We start from the raw sequence: 15560 nt of genomic DNA on the forward strand, positions 1-15560 counted from the left end.
ATTATTTTATGAGGATAACAATAAATTAGAATTAGTCCCATAAAAGAAATTGTACATATGTATTGGCTTTTTACATTTGCAAGCCTCTTATATAATTTCGGCATCCACGATCTTTTTTATGTGCAATGTAATTTTGGTCCCTTTTCCCTCTGTGCTCTCTATTTGCATTCCATATTCCTTTCCATATAACATCTGAATCCGTCTGTTTACATTCATCATTCCTATCGAGCTATGCCCAGCGGTTTTTGTGTCTTTATTTGCCAGAATTTTATCTAAAATTTCCGACTTAATTCCCACCCCATCGTCTTCTATCTCTATATCTATATCTTGCCCCACTTTTTTTACTCGCACCCAAATCATACTCGGCTCCACTTTGCCTTCTATTCCATGCACAATGGCATTTTCTACCATAGGCTGAATTAGCAACTTTGGTATGTAAAAAAAATCCAACTCCTCATCTACTTCAAATATCACAGAAACTTTATCTCCATATCTAACTTCTTGGATTTCCACATAATCTATTAGGTTTTGAATTTCTTCTTTAATCTGAACATACTTTTTTTTGGAAAGCGAATACCGCATCAATCTGCCCAGCGATGCCGTAATATCTCCAACATCGTCCATTCCGCGCATTCTTGAGAGCCAATTTATTGTTTCTAATGTGTTATATAAAAAATGGGGGTTTATTTGCATTTGTAGCGATCGTATTTCTGCATTTTGCTTTAGTACCTTTTGCTCATACTCACTTTCTATTAATTGCTTCATATCCCATACCATCTGATTAAACGTATGATTTAGCATTGCAATCTCATCTTGAGTGCGTATTTCTAAGTGACTATCTAAGTTTCCTTGCCCCACCTTATACATTTCATTTGCTAAGTCTCGCAAAGGTCTCGTTAACTGCTTTGATACGCCTACAATAATAACCAACCCCGCAATAGCAATAATCAAGATGCATACAGTCATTTGGTATTGAAATGTTAACACGTCGCTTAGATACTCATTTCTGGGCGTCGAAAATATTAGCTTCCACCCATTATATAGCGGTTCACTCACAAACACGATATAGTCTTCCGAACGAACAATATTTTCATAGACAGAACTTTGTTTGTCTAGAAAGTTATGGTACTCAATAGAAATAATCTGACCCGTCGACTCTTCTTCTTTACTTGCAATTAGCTGCCCCAAATCATTAACCAAGTATACTTCCTTTGCCTGCTTATAGTGTATATCTCTTAATATATCATTAAACCAACTTTCGTTAATCTCTATAATCAGCTTCCCTTTCTTTTCTCCCACATCTTTAATATAGAGCAGTGTATTTTGCTTAATATACCAACCTTCTTTGAGTTTTCCATAACTTTCTCTAACATTTAAATTATTATTATAGTTGCTATTATCTTTTACAAAATCCGCTGTCGTTATATTTTCCGCAATTAGATATATCGCATCTATCTCTTCTTTTGTTATCGCATAGTCTTTAAGCAACTTGATAGTTTTGTCTCTATTTGCTAGAGTTACCTCTTCCAAATACCTATTAAGCGTATTGCTTTCACATAAATATATGGCAACATTTTCCATTTCCAATATATTTTTATCGATCTTTAACACTGTATTATCTGCCACATACTTTAAATACTCATTACTTTTTTGATATAATGTATTTTCCCAGATGCTATACATAAGAATTATGCTTATAATTATAGGCATAAGGATCGATAAGATTACCGCTAAAATTAGCTTTTTTTCAAACGAAAGTCTATTACCCATTGTTTTCATTTTTCACTTCCTTTAAGATTCTTTAATATTAGACAAATAATTACTTAAAGACAGGTTTTTTATACATTTATCTTTGCGGTACTCATTAGGAGTTTGCCCATGATATTTTTTGAAAACCTGGCTAAAATATCTGCTATCCAAAATTCCTACTCTATTAGCAATATCGATATTTTTGAGATTTGTTGTCTTCAATAATTTGGCAGCATGATACATTCGCACCGATGTAAGTATCTCTAAAAAAGTATGCCCCGTATTCTTTTTTATATATGAACTCAAGTACACACTAGTAAAATGATGCTGATCCGCCAACACTTGCAATGTAAGCTCTTTTTCATAATTGCTGTAAATATACTCTAATATTTTTTTGATATCCTGGTTTTTGTCATTGTTAATTGCTATCTTTGCACCTACAATATTTTGATAGTCAGTTATCTTTTGTTCCATTTCTTCCACATACTCTTTTTCCTTTGATTCTTTTATCAGTTCATCTCTTGCCCTCGCTGCTGTATCTAGTATTTCTGCTGGAGTTGATGGTTTTAAAATATAATCAAAAACGCCCAAAGCCAATGCTTCTTTTGCGTATTCAAATTCACCATATCCGCTTAACAAAATGATCTTTATATTGGATTTTATTTCCTTTAAGTACTTTGCAATCTCCAAACCTGTTTTACCTGGCATCTTTATGTCTGATATCAAAATATCAAATTTTAACGAGTCAATAAGCTCTATTGCTTCTAAACCGTTTTTGGCTTCTCCCACAATTTCCATATTGTAATTATCCCATCTCAAACTTTTAAGTCCCATACGAATAATGCGCTCATCATCTGCTATCACAACTTTAAACATAGTTACCCCTCCATATCTTTTTTAAACACAATTTCATTATATACCAGTCTTTTTAAAAAGACTACCACAAGCAAAAAAAGAGGGACCGACAATTTATCGCCCCCCCTGACTTTTATATACAATATTTTTTTAATGTTGCTCTTACAGCGCCTTCTCCTGCTATCATCTCTACAAACATACTTTCTATCTTTGCAGCAAGTCCTATTTTGGTTAAGTCTATGCCGAATATCTTTTCGTTTGCTAGAATCTTGGCTGCTTCACCTTTATATTCTTTGCCCAATTTTACTGCTGCTAACGATGCTCTTAGCTCATCCAACATTGGATCTGAACTTAAGGATATTTCTGCGCCGTCATCGTCTACTGCTATTAGATATCTCAGCCATCCTGCTATTGCTAGCGGAATAAATGTTAGCTCTTGTGCTTGATCAACTTTTACATATGCTTTGATAGTTTCTCCAAAACGTATTCCAACTTTTTGAGATGTATCTGTCGCTATACGAGCTGGGTCATCTGGAATAAATGGATTGCTTAATCGCTCAAACACTTCTGCTAAAAATTGCTTTGGCTCTATGATTTCCGGATTTACGACAACTTTCATTCCTTCTTCACCGATTTTTTTGACCAAAGTTTTTAGCTGCTCATCTTGCATCTCCATATATATGCGGTTGTATCCTAACACTACGCCATATACAGCGAGAGCCGTATGCAACGGGTTTAAGCAAGTGGTTACTTTCATCGTTTCTACTTTTGCCACTGTCGCTTTGTCTGTTATATACACACCTGCCTTTTCTAGAGGAGGCTTGCCATTCGGAAATTTATCTTCTATGACGAGATATTCCGCCACTTCTGCGTTTACAAATGGCGCTATAAATGTTCCTTTGCTTGTGGTTATTGCTTGAATATTTTCTATGCCTATTTTATTTAGCTCGGCTTCTACTTCTGCTGCCGGTCTTGGCGTAATCTTATCTATCATACTAATCGGAAATGCCACGACGGATTCGTCTTCTAGATATTGGATAAATTCTTTCGGCACAAAATTATGCTTATACCATTCATTGGCAATTGTCAATACTGCACTCTTTAGCTTGTCACCGTTTCCTGCACAGTTGTCCATTGACACTAATGCAATCGGTGCAGCATTTGTATTAAATCTGTCTAACAATAAACTACATACCACGCTTATTGCATGATTACATTTAGCTGGCCCGTTTGTAATGTCTGTTGCCACTTCTCCAAAATATACTCCATGGGCATCTGCCAGCGCGTATCCCTTTTCTGTAATTGTAAAGCTTGCCATTTGTAGCGAAGGATTTTTGAATGCTTTCTTTAATATTGCGTAGTCCGCATACGCCGCATTGCCCTTTATTCCTGTTGCAATGCTGGCAATTATTTCTTTCTCTAACACACCTGTTGGATTTAGCCTCACCAGCAACGCTAGGTTATCGTATGGTTCGTATATTTTATCAATTATATCGAAATCGAATGTTTCTACGGCTATAATTCCTGTATGAACCAATCCCTTATTTAACAAATCGTTTGCTATGGCCGCGATGTATCCTCTAAAAATATTTCCGGCACCGAAATGCACCCACTTAGGGCTTGCGACAGTATTTTCTGCCATCTTTTTAATATCGTAACGAGGAGTTTTAACTCCCACTTGTTCCCACAAAACTTTAGAAGTTGCTAGTTTCAATTTCATAAAATTACTCCTTTGCAATATAGTTGTTGATATTGTTAAAGCAAATGCCCTCTACGATTTCTTTTAGCACGTCTTTATCATATGGATACTCACCGTTTTCAACCAGCTTGCCAATTTCATTGCATAAGATTCTCCTAAAATATTCATGGCGAGGAAATGATAAAAAGCTTCTGGAATCGGTAAGCATTCCCACAAATCTAGATAACAGACCCATATCGGCAAGGCTTCTCATCTGATTGATCATCCCATTTTTGGTATCCATAAACCACCAGCCTGATCCAAACTGGATTTTGCCCACGACGCCTCCACCTTGAAAATTGCCTAGCATCGCAGCTAATACCGCATTATCTGCTGGATTTAAACAATATAATATGGTTTTTGGCAAGCTATCTGTTGTGTCTAATGCATCTAGCAATTTTGACAACGGCGCGGCAACAGGACTGTCAGCAATAGAGTCAAATCCAGTGTCTGGTCCTAACTTTGTTAGCATCCTTGCAGAATTATTGCGAAGCGCCCCGATGTGTAACTGCATTACCCAGCCCCTCTTAGCATACTCTTGCCCTACAAATTTCCAGATATATCCTTTATATTTTGCAAGCTCGCATGCAGACAGTTCTCCTCCTGAAATCGCTTTCTTAAATATAGCATCAACCTCTTCTGCCTCTGCAAACTCATACATCACTACATCCATTCCGTGGTCAGACAATCTACAACCCACTTCATGAAAATAATTTATTCTATCTTCCAAAAATTTCGCGACATCTGCAATGCTCTCCATTGTGTATCCCATCGCTCTTACCGCATCTATATAAGGAAGGAAGAACGTTTTTTCTGCGTTTACCAAGCTGTCTGGCCTAAATGTTGGCAATACTCTAAAATCGAGATTTTCCTCTCTTAACAGCTTGTGATACTGCAAATCATCTTTGGGATCATCAGTTGTACACATCACTTTTACATTACTACGCTCGATGAGGCTTCTAACTTTAAACTCATCTTGTTGCAACATTGCATTACATTTGTCGTAGATTTCTTGGGCAGTCTTTTCCGATAGAGTTTCATATATATTAAAAAATCGCTGCAATTCCAGATGCGTCCAGTGATACATCGGATTTCCTATAACATATGGCATAGTCTTCGCAAATGCTAAAAATTTTTCATATGGTGCTTTATCACCAGTTGCATAAGATTCATCGTAGCCATTGGACCTTAGAATTCTCCATTTGTAATGATCTCCACCCAACCACACTTGCGTAATGCTATCATATTTTCGATTTTCATAAATTTCCTTTGCAGATAAGTGATTGTGATAATCATAAATCGGCATTGCCTTTGCAACATCATGATAAAGCCACTGTGCAACTTCACCAGCTAATAAAAAATTGTCATCCATAAACTTTTTCATACTCTATCCTCCAATAGTCACCTTTTTGTTAGTATTGCTTGATAAGTTGATTGCATCGATAATCGCTATGCTGTTTGCCGCACTCTCAACAGTTGCGTAATTGTCGGTATCGTTTAGAATTGCTTGATAAAATCCTTCTATGCAAATTTTATGAGCAGCGCCGTAGTAGTGTTTTGTGCCTGTTGCTTTTACATTTTCACAAATCAGCTCTTTGGTATCTTCTACCAGCTTATATAGCGCACCGTCTTCCATCTTAAATGTAGCCTTTTCGCACACCACTTCTATTTCTACGCTTGAGTTTGCGCAATACCCCACTGTTGCAAAGAAGATTGCGTTCGCATCGATATTTTTGTACGTTAGACTTGCCATTACCGAGTCTTCTATTTCTACTTCGGGCAACGTGAGGTTTGCAGTCTTTGCGAATACATCACTAAAATCGTCTACAATAAAACTTAGCAAATCGATAGTGTGAATGCTTTGATTTAGCATGACTCCGCCGCCGGCCTCTGCCAAAGTTCCGCGCCATTTAGATTGGTTGTAATAACCCATTTTTCTATCCCAAGTTACCATTCCTTTTGCACCCAAAACTTTGCCATACTCTTCTGATTTTACGATCTCTCTCAACTTAATTGTTGTATTGTTTAGACGATTTTGAAAGCAAACTCCAATTTTAACGCCATATTTTTGTTCAAGCCCAAACAACTCCGCAACCTCGGCAGAATTTATTCCAACAGGCTTTTCTTCGAACACGTTCACTCCTGCTTTAGAAAACTTTTTTACAGTTGGCACATGTAGATGATGCGGCAAGCAAATGTGAACTACATCTAGCTCTTCTTTGGCTAGCATCTGGTCCATATCAGTATACTTTGCAACGTTCTCAAACGATTCCATCTTTGCAGCATCAATATCGCATATCGCAACAATTTTGCCGCTCGCAATTTCCTCCATTGCTTTAAAATGTACTTGCGCTACAGTTCCGATTCCAATAATTCCAATTTTTAACATATGTCACCTCACTTTACAAAGCGTTTCCCATATACCTGTTATATACATAGCACCTAAAGCTCGATCAAATAGCCCATATCCCGGACGTCCAGTTTCGCCCCAAATCATTCTCCCATGGTCTGGTCTGATATACCCGTTATAACCTACGTCATGATAGGCTTTTAGAATCTCTACAAAATCTAGCGAACCGCAAGGGCTGTAATGCGCGGACTCTTCAAATCCATTGTTTAGTAATTTTACATTACGCAGATGCGCAAAGTGAATGCGATCCATCGCGCCATACTTTCTGACCATCTTGATATAATCATTTTCTGGAGAGCATCCTAACGAACCGCTACACAACGTGAGTCCATTATATTTGCTATCAACAATACTTAGGAATCTGTCGATGTTGGCTTCGTTTGTGATTATTCGTGGAATTCCAAAAATAGGCCAAGGGGGGTCATCCTGATGAATCGCCATTTTAACATCACACTCGGCAGCAACGGGGATGATTTCCTTTAAGAAGTATTCCATGTTCTCCCAAAGCCCATCTTCTCCCAGTTCTTTGTACGCAGCAATCAGCTCCGCCATCTCATCTTTGGAATAGCTAGAATCCCAGCCTGGCAATGCCAAATTTCCTGCTATCGGGTCCATCTTTGCCACTTGTTCTTCATAGAAAACTAGTGCATTAGATCCATCGGCAAGCTCTTTATCTAGCTGACTTCTAGTCCAATCAAATACAGGCATAAAGTTGTAGCAAATCACCTTAATTCCCGCATTTGCCAATCTCCTAATATTTTCTTTATAGTTTGCAATATACCTTTTATAATCTCCGCGCTTCAACTTTATGTCTTCGTGAACTGGAACGCTTTCTATAACTTCCATTTCTAGACCGCTTCTAACAACCAACTTTTTCAATCTTAAGATATCTTCTGTAGGCCACACTTCACCAACTTTTGCAGTGTAAACTGCTGTTACCACACCACTCATATTGGGGATTTGTTTAATTTTGTCCAAGGTGACTCTATCATCTTCTCCATACCATCTAAAAGTCATTTTCATAGGCTGAACCTCCCTTAATTAATTTGTATAATTACATTATAGCAATAAATTCCATTGTATACAAGTCTCAGCTTTAAAATTTTATACACTATTTTCCCTACATATTTACACTCGAGCATGTATACACGCAAATCGCTCATTCCGCTATTAACCTTGCAATCGATGATATAATGTTAGAAACGTTTTAGGAGGAAAATCATATGGCAGCAAATCCTTATTTATCGACAGCAGGCATTTATCAAATACTTAAAGATGAGATTATTAATTTGGAGCTAGAACCCGGCACCTTTATTGGCGAAATCGAAATTTCTAAACGCTTTAATATCTCTCGAACTCCCATTCGCGAAGTGTTTAAACGCCTCGAGTATGATGGACTTATCAATATTATTAAAAATAAGGGGACTCAGATCAGCCCCATCAATTTGCGTAAAATTTTGGATCTTATGTTTATACGCGAAAAAGTGGAGATCGGCATCTTGGAAGAAAGTCTTTCGCTATTTACTGCCGATACAATTATACATCTTTCATTAATTATCGCAGAGCAATCTGATCTAATTTACAAATCCAAAGCTTCCATTGAGGATCGTGCAATAGAGTTTTATAAGCTAGACAATCTATTTCATGAGACTCTTTGCAGATTTTCTAATAGACCTGATTTATGGAAATTTTTTATTAACCTGCTTCCTGACTACAGTCGCTTTCGTGTCGTTTCTGCACGTCTTAACACAGATCTTACTCTCGAAAAATTGTATCTAGAGCATGCAGCTATTTTGCAGCATATTAAAGAAAAAGATCTCGATGCCATCAAAATCATTTATAAAGAGCATATTTTTTCGGGTATCACGAGATTTGAGCAACTACTAGAGAGCACTCCTGAATATTTTATTAAGACGGCATACTAATTCGCTACCAGGTTGCGTACCACTATAGAAGCCAAAATTAATCCAGATACAGACGGCACAAATGCTACGGATCCTGGAGTTTGTCTCCCTTTTGTTTCACCATTCGGACACATTGCTGGCGTGATTGGCGGCTCTGTTGAATATACCACATCTAACTTTTTGACACCCCGTTTGCGAAGCTCATGGCGCATCACCTTAGCAAGAGGGCACATCGACGTTTTGTAAATATCTGCAACTGTAAGCTTTGTTGGATCCAGCTTGTTTGCAGCGCCCATCGCACTCACTATTGCTATTTCTCTTTCTACGCATCTCACAATTAGGTCTATCTTTGCAGTTACCATGTCTATCGCATCTACCACGTAATCATAGCTATCTAGCAACAGTTCTGCTGCCGACGCCTCGGTGTAGAGCTCTTTGTATGCGGTCACTTTTATCTCGGGATTGATTTCGAGTAGGCGCTCTTTCATTATGTCTACCTTAGCGTAGCCCACAGTTTTTTGCGTTGCATGGATTTGTCGATTGATATTGGACCTTGCAATATTGTCGTTATCTATTAAAATTAGCCTGCCCACACCCGTTCTCCCCAGTGCTTCTGCAGTATATGAACCCACTCCTCCCACTCCAAATATCGCGACCGTTTTAGATTTGAGGCGCTCCATCGCATCTTCTCCTAGTAGCATCTGAGTTCTTGAAAATGTATCTATCATAAATATAACTTCCTTTACTATAATTTTTGCTACTATCAATCATATAATACGCAATGCCAAACTACTAGGTATAAAAAAAAAAATTTCATTTACCCCCTTTCTTTTTCTAAAAAACCCATTATAATGGTAATAAAAACAGTGGAGGTGGCTTATGTCAATTGATGATTTTAATGTGCGTATATATAAAGCACGTCAAGAAGAAATATTTTTAACTAATAGAAGCAATCAATTTGTGACTTTGCGACTTTTTACAGTTATAGGGTTTTTATTGTGTCTTTATTTTTATATTAAAAGCGCTGCCTTTACCTCTGCTGTTCTTGCGACTGCTTTATCATTTACATTTGCTATAGAAGTAGTTTTGCATGTTTACACTAAGAAAAAGCTTCGTGTTGCTCAAATCACTCAAGCAATTAATCAAGACTATATTCGGCGCATCGGAGATGAATGGAAGAACTTTATCGATACCGGTGTCGATCTTGCAGATGCCAACCATCCATATGCTTTTGATTTGGATATCGTTGGCCCAGCTTCGCTATTTCAGAAGATTAGCATTTGCAAGAGTTTTATGGGCAGAATTAAATTAGCAGATTTTTTGTTGCATCAGAGCGACATTAAAGTTTCTGAAAGTAGGCAAAAGGCGGTCAATGAGCTTACCTACGATATAGATTTTTTGATCGATTTACAAGTTGCCCTAGGTGAAAAATCCGAGATTAGAAAGAATCCAGAATTTTGGCTTAATATAGAAAATATCAAGATTTTTGAGTCTAATTTAGTCAATTTGCTGATGAAAACTACTCCTTATGCGATTATTATAATGCTATTTTTAGGCAATTTTTTTACTATAGCGGCAGTAATTTTAGTTATTATTAATATAGGTTTATACTTGCTTGATAAAAATAAAGCCAATGTTGCGTTAATTCAAAGTGCGTCATATCAAATTGAGCCTTACCTTAACGCGCTGTCTGTTGCGGCATCAAAAAGCTTTACTTCTTCTTATCTTTCATATAAATCAAGCGATATTTTTAATGCGATTGATTCGTTAAAACAGCTGGAGAAAATCTCTTCTTTAGCAAGTGTCACACGACAACCATTGTTAGCTTTGCCGCTAAATGGTATATTCATGTGGGATTTTTGGATCACACATCTGTGTCTACAATGGCAACAGCAATACAGTGGCAATCTTAGACAAGCCATATCCTTTTTGGCCGAGGTTGAAGCACTCGCTAGTTTGACAACGCTAAATTTAACTGATCAGACTATCTTTCCTCAAGTAACTGCAACAAAAATAATTCGAGCAGAAGCGTTAGGACATCCTCTCATTTCGGCACAAACACGCGTTGCAAATACTTTTAAGATGAATGATGAAGTATTAATCATTACAGGATCTAATATGTCTGGTAAAACTACGTTTTTGCGAACCATTGGCATCAATCTGGTCTTAGCTTATGCAGGTGCGGGCGTCACTGCAAAAAATTTTCACTGCGGCGAATTTAATATTCACACTTCTATGCGCATCAATGATAATCTTGGTGAGCACACGTCGTCGTTTCATGCAGAAATTAAGCGCATCAAGCTTATTTTAAATGCTCTACAATCCACAAAGCCACTATTTTTTCTTATAGACGAAATATTTAGAGGCACCAATTCTAAAGACCGGATCAACGGCGCTAAAGGGGTTATCAGATCTCTCAAAAACAATGGCGCCATCGGATTGATTACTACTCATGATCTTGAAATGTGTACGTTAGATCAGCTCGATGGCATAAAAAATTACCACTTTGAAGACTTTTTTGATAATCAGCAAATGTTTTTCGATTATAAACTTAAACATGGTGTTAGCACAAAAACCAATGCTAGATACTTACTTGAAATGATAGGCATTGTAATGTATGAATAATGTCGTATTATCTCTTGCGCATCAGCCCATTTACTGCTATTACACACACATATATATCAAATATACAAAGGAAAATTTATGCTAACATTATGCGCAACACCAATCGGGAATTTAGCTGATATATCACTTAGAACTTTAGAAATATTAAAAGAATCAGATCTGATTCTCTGCGAGGATACTCGAGTTTCTATCAGACTACTAAATCATTATAACATTACCGCTAGACTCGAAAGTTATCATGAACACAACAAGAATTCGAAGACCGCCTCTATTTTACGGCAACTACGCGAAGGGAAATCTATTGCCCTAGTAACAGATGCCGGGACTCCGGGAATATCAGACCCTGGCGAAGATTTGGTACGAGCTTGTGCTGCAGAAGGCATTTCAGTTACTGCAACTCCTGGACCTGTAGCTTTTGTTGTTGCACTCATTTTATCCGGAAAGTCTACACGTCGATTTGTATTTGAAGGTTTCTTACCATCTGATAAAAAAGAACGATTAGCTGTCATTGAATCGCTTGTGAACGAAACTCGTACGATTATTTTATACGAATCTCCACATAGAATTACAAAGACACTATCGCTTCTTTTGGAGCATCTTGGCAATCGCAATATCACGCTTGCACGGGAGCTTACAAAAAAATTTGAAACACTAATACACTCAACAATATCTGATGCTATTGTTGAATTCGAATCTACTACTCCTAAAGGTGAGTTCGTTGTTATTATCGAGGGCAAAGATGCCAATGAGCTTAAGGCTGATTCTGCCAAAAAATGGATCAACATGAGCTTTGAGGCACATATGGATCTCTATTTGAAGCAAGGATTTTCCGAAAAAGATGCCATGAAAAAAGTCGCTACCGACCGAGCTATTTCTAAGCGCGATGTTTATGCTCAACTTAAAATCAATTAGGTTGATACAACTGCTACTCTCGTAGTATCTCAAGCGGCTTATCAAAAGTTTGAAATCTTATTTAGCACCCTCTAATGCTATCGTAACTTTCAAATTTATTGATTTTCAACCGCAAATTTGCCAAAAAATGGATCCACATGAGTTTCGAGGCGCATATGGAGCTCTATCCAGAGTGGGATTTTGCGAAAAGTATGCTATAAAAACAGTCGCTACCGACCGGGCTATTTCTAAGCGCGATGTTTATGCTCAACTTTAAGTACATTAGGCTGATACAATCGGCTACCCTTGTAGTATCTCGAGCAGCTTAATATCCATGCCTTTACGGTGGCTTATCAAAAGTTTGAAATCTTATTTAGCACCCTCTAATGCTAGCGTAACTTTCAAATTTATTGATTTTCAACCGCAAATTTGCCAAAAAATGGATCCACATGAGTTTCGAGGCGCATATGGAGCTCTATCCAGAGTGGGATTTTGCGAAAAGTATGCTATAAAAACAGTCGCTACCGACCGGGCTATTTCTAAGCGCGATGTTTATGCTCAACTTTAAGTACATTAGGCTGATACAATCGGCTACCCTTGTAGTATCTTGAGCAGCTTAATATCCAGACCTTTACGGTGGCTTATCAAAAGTTTGAAATCTTATTTAGCACCCTCTAATGCTATCGTAACTTTCAAATTTATTGATTTTCAACCGCAAATTTGCCAAAAAATGGATCCACATGAGTTTCGAGGCGCATATGGAGCTCTATCCAGAGTGGGATTTTGCGAAAAGTATGCTATAAAAACAGTCGCTACCGACCGGGCTATTTCTAAGCGCGATGTTTATGCTCAACTTTAAGTACATTAGGCTGATACAATCGGCTACCCTTGTAGTATCTTGAGCAGCTTAATATCCAGACCTTTACGGTGGCTTATCAAAAGTTTGAAATCTTATTTAGCACCCTCTAATGCTAGCGTAACTTTCAAATTTATTGATTTTCAACCGCAAATTTGCCAAAAAATGGATCCACATGAGTTTCGAGGCGCATATGGAGCTCTATCCAGAGTGGGATTTTGCGAAAAGTATGCTGATTATCTAGGCAGGTATTATCAGATGCTAATGAGTTTAGGACTGATTCTGCCAAAAAATGGATCCACATGAGCTTCGAGGCACATACGGATCTCTATTTAGAGTAAGGATTTTCCGAAAAAGATACTATGAAAAAAAGTCGCTACCGACTGTGCCATTTCTAAGTAGACTGTAATTTAATTTTGCTTAGCTTTACATGTCATTTTCGTTACTTCTATCTTGAATACACGTACCAACTCTACTGCTTTATCATTAAACTGCCATTCATCTTTGTTCGTTACATGCTTCATTATCCTTCGCAGTGCAAATCGCTTTTCATCAGCATCGGTTACAAACGAGATCACCCCCGTACCTATAATGCTTTTGAATGTATTTGAGAACTTACATGCAATATCGTTTTGCGCCAACGAATATCCTGTATCCATTTCAAATCCAACAGTATCGCACTTTTTAATCAACGCTATCTTTCTGCCTCTCTTTGCAGAGTGAAAATACAGTGTCACTGTCTCTTCTGTTGCCACGTATCCAAAATTTAATGGAACTATATATACTTCTCCATCATCATAAAACCCCACTCTGGCACAAATGCATTCGTCCATCACTTTTAACATTTCATTTCTATCGATTACAGCTCTATCTAATCGTCTCATAAATTCTCCCTTCTCATTACATCTTATTATACTCTTAATTTCTCCAATTTTTGTAATATTATTAATAAATACAACAAAAAACCCCCATGCCTTAATCACACAGAGGTTAGTTCTATTCTATGCTACCTTAGATGCTACATCGATAGCTTTCTTTTCATTCATCTTATGCAGTCCCATCAATGCTGCTACCAATACCGCGATTGCCACTAAGAAGCTTATTACCCAACTGGTTGTTAGACCAGCAACTAAATAGCCTACCAAACATGCGGCTCCAACTAGCATTACGTATGGAATTTGCGTTCTCACATGATCGATATGATGGCATCCAGCTCCTGTTGAACTTAAAATTGTGGTATCAGAAATCGGTGACATGTGATCTCCAAGAACCGCACCTGCCAACGTTGCCGATAACGATACGATTAACAATTCTGGCGCTACGCTCGACAATGCATCTGCGACAATCGGTATCAAAATTCCAAACGTCCCCCAAGATGTGCCTGTAGAAAATGCTAGTACACTTGCAACCACAAAAATTATGGCAGGGAGCAATGCTGGTGGCATATTTGAACTTTCTACGAGCCCGCCTACGTATGGTCCAGTTGATAAAAGATCACGGCATACTCCACTGATAGTCCAAGCAAGTGAAATTCCAAACGTCCCCCAAGATGTGCCTGTAGAAAATGCTAGTACACTTGCAACCACAAAAATTATGGCAGGGAGCAATGCTGGTGGCATATTTGAACTTTCTACGAGCCCGCCTACGTATGGTCCAGTTGATAAAAGATCACGGCATACTCCGCTGATAGTCCAAGCAAGTGTTAAAATTATAAATGCTGGAACCATAGTTTTGATTCCTACCGATATTCCGTTCATAAATTGCGTAAAGGTAATTACACGCCTAGGGATTAGCAAAATAAAAGTCGCTATCAGCGTCACAAAGCTGCCTATCGCCAGCGCAAGCCCCGCGTCAGTGTTTCCAAATCCTTCTGCAATGGTCATTCCCCCTGCAAAATATCCTCCTACATATAGCATAGAGATTGTGCAAAAGATTATAAGGCACATAACTGGTATAAATTAGTTGTATAAATGCTTCCATTCCATCTAGCCCGACGTCATCTAGCTGACTTATTACAGACGCAGCCCAAGACGAAACCGGAGCTATTATACAGATTGGAGCTGCCGTTGCATCTATTATGTATGCTAATTTTGCTCGTGATATTTTGTATTTATCTGTTACCGGTCGCATTACTGTTCCTACGGTTAGGCAGTTGAAGTAGTCGTCGATAAATATCAACGCACCCAAAGCCGATGTTGAAAGAGCCGCGCCTCTTTTGGAAGTAATCTTTTTGCTTGCCCACTCTCCATACGCTTTTGATCCACCAGCCATAGTTACGATCGCAACTAATGCGCCTAGCAATGCTAGAAATATAATTATCGAGGCGTTTGCACCTATTTTTTCCGCACTGAGTCGAATTGTTATATCTATGGTTTCTGCAATGCCACCGCCCGTGTTATATGCGTATATGAATGTTCCCGATAATATCCCTATTAGCAATGATGAGATTACCTCTTTTGTTAGAAGTGCCAGCCCGATTGCTATAAGGGGGGGCAGTAGTGATAGTGCCCCAACGTCTATTGCTTCCATGAT

16 protein-coding genes are annotated in these 15560 nt (G+C 38.1%); 6 read left to right on the plus strand and 10 right to left on the minus strand.

What is annotated here, in order from left to right:
- Positions 1-87: 87 nt before the first annotated feature.
- The 6 genes from PCY70_RS03945 to uxuA all read right to left on the minus strand — a co-directional run bounded on the left by PCY70_RS03945 (position 88) and on the right by uxuA (position 7775).
- On the minus strand, positions 88-1779 hold the full coding sequence (locus PCY70_RS03945; RefSeq protein ID WP_305768525.1) for a sensor histidine kinase: 1692 nt from the start codon (positions 1777-1779) through the stop codon (positions 88-90).
- Between the two features lie 12 nt (positions 1780-1791).
- The gene (locus PCY70_RS03950) at positions 1792-2625 is read right to left on the minus strand and encodes a response regulator transcription factor (protein ID WP_044149350.1); all 834 of its coding nucleotides are present in this window, start codon (positions 2623-2625) and stop codon (positions 1792-1794) included.
- 112 nt (positions 2626-2737) lie between these two features.
- On the minus strand, positions 2738-4324 hold the full coding sequence (locus PCY70_RS03955; protein ID WP_305768526.1) for a mannitol dehydrogenase family protein: 1587 nt from the start codon (positions 4322-4324) through the stop codon (positions 2738-2740).
- Between the two features lie 4 nt (positions 4325-4328).
- Positions 4329-5726 (minus strand): glucuronate isomerase, encoded by a 1398-nt coding sequence (gene uxaC / locus PCY70_RS03960; RefSeq protein ID WP_305768527.1) that lies wholly within the window; start codon positions 5724-5726, stop codon positions 4329-4331.
- A 3-nt stretch (positions 5727-5729) separates the two neighbouring features.
- Complete coding sequence (locus PCY70_RS03965) at positions 5730-6731, minus strand: Gfo/Idh/MocA family protein (RefSeq protein WP_305768528.1); 1002 nt, start codon at positions 6729-6731, stop codon at positions 5730-5732.
- Between the two features lie 3 nt (positions 6732-6734).
- A complete protein-coding gene (gene uxuA / locus PCY70_RS03970) occupies positions 6735-7775 on the minus strand; it encodes a mannonate dehydratase (RefSeq protein WP_305768529.1) in 1041 nt (346 codons plus the stop codon).
- Between the two features lie 200 nt (positions 7776-7975).
- On the opposite strand from uxuA, the gene PCY70_RS03975 reads away from it, so the two are divergent.
- Positions 7976-8677: a GntR family transcriptional regulator gene (locus PCY70_RS03975; protein ID WP_305768530.1), complete on the plus strand. Its 702-nt coding sequence runs from the start codon at positions 7976-7978 to the stop codon at positions 8675-8677.
- On the opposite strand, the gene PCY70_RS03980 is transcribed toward PCY70_RS03975, so the two are convergent.
- Positions 8674-9384, minus strand: coding sequence for a tRNA threonylcarbamoyladenosine dehydratase (locus tag PCY70_RS03980; RefSeq protein ID WP_305768531.1), 711 nt, complete (start codon positions 9382-9384; stop codon positions 8674-8676). The genes PCY70_RS03975 and PCY70_RS03980 overlap by 4 nt on opposite strands.
- A gap of 151 nt (positions 9385-9535) precedes the next feature.
- Between PCY70_RS03980 and PCY70_RS03985 the strand changes: the two genes are divergently transcribed.
- From PCY70_RS03985 to PCY70_RS04005, 5 genes are all read left to right on the plus strand, one after another.
- Entirely contained in the window at positions 9536-11281 is a 1746-nt protein-coding gene (locus PCY70_RS03985; protein WP_029487885.1) for a MutS-related protein, read from the plus strand.
- A gap of 78 nt (positions 11282-11359) precedes the next feature.
- The gene (gene rsmI / locus PCY70_RS03990; protein WP_305768532.1) at positions 11360-12193 is read left to right on the plus strand and encodes a 16S rRNA (cytidine(1402)-2'-O)-methyltransferase; all 834 of its coding nucleotides are present in this window, start codon (positions 11360-11362) and stop codon (positions 12191-12193) included.
- A 49-nt stretch (positions 12194-12242) separates the two neighbouring features.
- Complete coding sequence (locus PCY70_RS03995) at positions 12243-12449, plus strand: hypothetical protein (RefSeq protein WP_305768533.1); 207 nt, start codon at positions 12243-12245, stop codon at positions 12447-12449.
- Between the two features lie 84 nt (positions 12450-12533).
- Positions 12534-12740 carry a hypothetical protein gene (locus PCY70_RS04000; protein WP_305768534.1) on the plus strand — a complete coding sequence of 69 codons (207 nt, stop codon included), beginning with the start codon at positions 12534-12536 and terminating at the stop codon, positions 12738-12740.
- An 84-nt stretch (positions 12741-12824) separates the two neighbouring features.
- Positions 12825-13031: a hypothetical protein gene (locus PCY70_RS04005; RefSeq protein ID WP_305768533.1), complete on the plus strand. Its 207-nt coding sequence runs from the start codon at positions 12825-12827 to the stop codon at positions 13029-13031.
- 407 nt (positions 13032-13438) lie between these two features.
- Here the strand turns inward: PCY70_RS04005 and PCY70_RS04010 are convergent, their stop codons facing one another.
- The 3 genes from PCY70_RS04010 to PCY70_RS04020 form a co-directional block, all read right to left on the minus strand.
- Positions 13439-13912 (minus strand): pyridoxamine 5'-phosphate oxidase family protein, encoded by a 474-nt coding sequence (locus PCY70_RS04010; protein ID WP_305768535.1) that lies wholly within the window; start codon positions 13910-13912, stop codon positions 13439-13441.
- A 117-nt stretch (positions 13913-14029) separates the two neighbouring features.
- Positions 14030-14974: a Na+/H+ antiporter NhaC family protein gene (locus PCY70_RS04015; protein WP_323132696.1), complete on the minus strand. Its 945-nt coding sequence runs from the start codon at positions 14972-14974 to the stop codon at positions 14030-14032.
- Positions 14880-15557 carry a Na+/H+ antiporter NhaC family protein gene (locus tag PCY70_RS04020; RefSeq protein ID WP_305768537.1) on the minus strand — a complete coding sequence of 226 codons (678 nt, stop codon included), beginning with the start codon at positions 15555-15557 and terminating at the stop codon, positions 14880-14882. The genes PCY70_RS04015 and PCY70_RS04020 overlap by 95 nt, the downstream gene beginning before the upstream one ends.
- Positions 15558-15560 lie beyond the last annotated feature (3 nt).

Source organism: Candidatus Epulonipiscium viviparus (assembly GCF_030708075.1).
In the GTDB taxonomy this organism is placed as follows: Bacteria; Bacillota; Clostridia; order Lachnospirales; family Cellulosilyticaceae; genus Epulonipiscioides; species Epulonipiscioides viviparus.